General features: G+C 69.8%; 5 protein-coding genes. All 5 read right to left on the bottom strand.

All coding sequences use genetic code 11. The features are described 5' to 3' along the window. The coding region (locus tag ACM2XV_RS13450) for an OmpA/MotB family protein (RefSeq protein ID WP_487027297.1) at window positions 1-636 on the bottom strand (636 nt) is incomplete at its 3' end. Window position 637: 1 nt separating this feature from the next. Next, on the bottom strand, window positions 638-1,459 hold the full coding sequence (locus ACM2XV_RS13455) for a motility protein A (protein ID WP_344774046.1): 822 nt from the start codon (window positions 1,457-1,459) through the stop codon (window positions 638-640). A gap of 10 nt (window positions 1,460-1,469) precedes the next feature. Beyond that, a complete protein-coding gene (locus ACM2XV_RS13460) occupies window positions 1,470-1,679 on the bottom strand; it encodes a flagellar FlbD family protein (protein ID WP_344774048.1) in 210 nt (69 codons plus the stop codon). 7 nt (window positions 1,680-1,686) lie between these two features. Beyond that, entirely contained in the window at window positions 1,687-2,859 is a 1,173-nt protein-coding gene (locus ACM2XV_RS13465; protein ID WP_344774050.1) for a flagellar hook protein FlgE, read from the bottom strand. Window positions 2,860-2,878: 19 nt separating this feature from the next. Further along, the gene (locus ACM2XV_RS13470; protein WP_344774052.1) at window positions 2,879-3,319 is read right to left on the bottom strand and encodes a flagellar hook capping FlgD N-terminal domain-containing protein; all 441 of its coding nucleotides are present in this window, start codon (window positions 3,317-3,319) and stop codon (window positions 2,879-2,881) included. Between the last annotated feature and the right edge of the window lie 184 nt (window positions 3,320-3,503).

Below are 3,503 nucleotides of genomic sequence, written 5' to 3' on the forward strand. Positions count from 1 at the left end.
GGTGCCGGCGACGTGGCCGTGCTCGACGAGGTCGCGCAGCACGGCGACCGCGCGCCCTGTCGAGAGCTCCCAGTTCGTCGCGAACGGCGGCTGGGGCGGTCGCGCGTCGGCGTGCCCCTCGATCGCGAGCTGGTTGCCCACCGTGTTGAGGGGGCCGGAGATCGCGGCGAGGACGCGCTGCGCGACCGGCGTGAGCTGCGTGGAGTTCGTCGCGAAGAAGGTGTTCGCGCCGACGAGGTGCACCGTCAGCCCCCGCTCGTCGATGTCGTAGCCGACCGTGTTCTGCAGGCCCTGCGCCGCGAGGGCCGTGTTCATCTGCCGCTCGAGCTTCTCGAGCTCGGCGAGCTCGAGGGCGGCCTTCTGCGCGGCATCCGTCATCTCGCCGTCCTTGCCCACATAGTCGGGCGGCACCACGACGCCCTTGGCCGTGTCGACCTTCTGCGTCTTCACGACGCCGAAGCCGGTGGCGAGCGAGTGCTTGAGCTCCTGGAACTTGTTGGCGTCGACCGTCGACATGGCGAACAGCACGATGAACATGCACATCAGCACGGTCACCATGTCCATGTACGACGCCATCCACCGCTCGTCGACGTGGTGCTCCGACGAGGTGGTGCTGCGCTTCCGGCGGGCGGCCATCTCAGGCGGCGTCCTGGAGGTCGAGGTCGTCGCTCGCCTGCTTCTCGTCGGCCTGCTTGCCGCGCGGCTCGCGCTGCGGCCTCTGCGGTGTCATGGCGCGCAGCCGCTCGGCGAGCAGGTGCGGCCCGGCCCCGGCCTGGATCGCGAGCACGGCCTCGAGCACGAGCTGCATGCGCTGGGACTCGAGGTCGGTGAGCCGGTCGATGCGGTCGCCGATCGGCAGCCAGATGAAGTTCGCCGAGACGAGGCCCCACAGGGTGGCGATGAAGGCGCTCGCGATGAGCGGGCCCAGCTTGTCGGGGCTCGAGAGGTTCGAGAGCACGTGGGTGAGCGAGACGACGGTGCCGATGATGCCGATGGTGGGGGCGTAGCCGCCCGCGGTCTTGAACCACTTCGCGGAGGACTTGCCGGCCCGCTCGTGCAGCGCGATCTGATCCTCGAGCACCGTGCGCAGCTCCTCCTCGTCGGCGCCGTCCGCCACGTTCTGCAGGGCGACGCGCAGGAAGGGGTCGGATGCCTCGGCGGCATCCGACTCGAGCGAGAGCAGCCCGTCGCGCCGCGCCTTCTCGGCGATGCCGACGAGCGCCTCGATCGACTGCTCGGGCTTCACCGTCTTGCCGCGCACGGCGGACGGGATGGTGCGGAAGGCCCGCAGCGCGTCGGCGACGGTGCTGCTGCCGAACGACACCGCGATCGTCGCGCCGAGCACCATGATCATGGGCGCCGGCAGCAGGATCGCGGTGACGTTCTGGCCTTCCAGGGTCAGCATCGCGATGAGAGCGCCGAAGGCGCCGACGATGCCGAGGATCAGTGCGATGTCCATGAGCGGGTGCTCACTCCTTCTCAGCCGCGGCGGCCGCGCGCGCGAGAACCGCGGCGCGGGCGTCGTGGATGCGGTCGATGACCTCGCTCATGGGCTCGCGCACAAGGTGGCTCGAGCCGTCGACGAGGTAGACGGTCGTGTCCGGGTTCTCCGAGATGCGCTCGATCAGGTCGGGATTGAGCGCGAGCTTCTCGCGATTCAGACGGGTGACGACGATCACGGTCGGCCTACTGGCGCTTCAGATCGACGAGCTCCTGCAGCACGGAGTCGCTCGTCGTGATGATGCGCGCGTTCGCCTGGAAGCCGCGCTGGGCGACGATCAGGTTCGTGAACTCCTGGCTGAGGTCGACGTTGGATGCCTCGAGGTAGCCGCCGCTCAGCGAGCCGAGCCCGGGGTCGCCGGCGCTGCCGAGGGTCATCGCGCCCGAGTTCGGCGACTGCGTGTACAGCGAGCCGCCTGCCTTCTCGAGACCGCCGGGGTTCGTGAAGTTCGCGATGGCGATGCGGGCGATGGCCTGCATGACGCCGTTGCTGTAGGAGCCGGTGATGGTGCCGTCGGCGCCGATCGAGTACCCCGTGAGCGTGCCGGCGCCGTGGCCGTTCTGGCTGTCGAGCGCGAGCGTCGAGAGGTCGCTGTAGCCGGTCAGCTTCGAGAGGTCGAGCGTGACGCCGCCCGTCGTGAGCGTCGCGCCGCTCTGCAGCACGCCGTTCGCGAAGGTAAGGGTGCCGAGGGCGTTGGCGCCGTTCGCGACGGCCCAGTTGCCGGCGCCGTCGCTCGTGAACGTGAGGCTCACCGTCGACTTCTTCCCGCCCGCGTCGTAGACGTCGAGGTCGCGGCTGACGACCGTGCCCGCCGCGGCGTTCGACGGCAGGTTGCCCGAGAACACCGCCTTGGTCGTCGTGGCCGCCGGCGCGACCGACGTGGTCGGCAGCACGATGCTGCCGATGGGGCCGCCCGTGTTGATGTTGCCCGCTGCGTCGGCCGTCCAGCCCTGCACCAGGCCGCCGCCCGAGAGCGAGACGAGCTGACCGGCCGAGTCGAAGTCGAAGTCGCCCGCGCGGGTGTAGGCGTTCGTGCCCCCGACCTTCACGACGAAGAATCCGTCGCCGTTGATCATCTGGTCGGTGGGCTTGCCGGTCGATTCCGCCGAGCCCTCCGTGAAGTTGGTCGAGATGCCGGCGACCTTCACGCCGAGGCCGATCTGGGCCGGGTTCGTGCCGCCCGCGCCGCCGTTCGGCGCGGTCGCGCCGCTGAACAGCTGCGAGAGGGTGTCCTCGAATTCGACGGCGGAGGACTTGAAGCCGACCGTGTTGACGTTGGCGATGTTGTTGCCGGTGACGTCGAGCATGGTCTGGTGGGCCTGCAGGCCCGAGATTCCGGAGTAGAGCGAACGGAGCACGGTTCTGTCCTTTCGGTTGTTACGCGGTGGGCGCGGCGACGCCGGTGAGGTCGTCGAGGGCGATCTGGTCGGTGCCGACCGTGAGGGTGGGCACCTGGCCCGAGAAGCTCACGGAGCTGACGGTCCCCGAGACGGCGTCGCCGTCGGAGTTCGTGTACGAGACCTGCTTGCCGATCAGCTCGGAGGCCGCGGCCCGCATCTGCAGCGCGAAGCCCTCGGTCTGCGTCGACGAGAGCGTCGTGAGCTGCTCCATCATGGCGAGCTGCGTGGTCTGGGAGAGCATCTGGTCGGTGTCCATGGGGCTCGACGGGTCCTGGTTCTGCAGCTGGGTGACGAGCAGCTGCAGGAACATGGAGCTGTCCATGGTCTGGCTGGGGGTGCTCGTCGCCGGCGGCGAGTAGATGCTGGTGGCCGCTGCGGACTGCGCGGCGCCGCTCGTGGCGGAGACGGGATCGGTCATGGTGGTCGTGCTGCCTTTCTGCGGCCTAGGCGAGAACGTCGAGGAGGGAGTCGGGGGAGAGGAGCGCGCTCGCCGCGACGGTCACGGCCGGTGCCGCCGCCGCGGAGGCCGAACGCACGGACCGGTTCTCGTCGAGCAGCTCGAAGAGGGCCTGCTGCGCGCCGGTCTGCGCCTGGCCGTCGCC

It is taken from the genome of Gryllotalpicola sp. CP2-P1 (assembly GCF_057512245.1).

Excerpts from the sequence above, each read along its gene's own strand:
- ACM2XV_RS13455 (WP_344774046.1), bottom strand. The coding sequence starts at position 1,459 with ATGGACATCGCACTGATCCTCGGCATCGTCGGCGCCTTCGGCGCTCTC.
- ACM2XV_RS13470 (WP_344774052.1), bottom strand. The coding sequence starts at position 3,319 with ATGACCGATCCCGTCTCCGCCACGAGCGGCGCCGCGCAGTCCGCAGCG.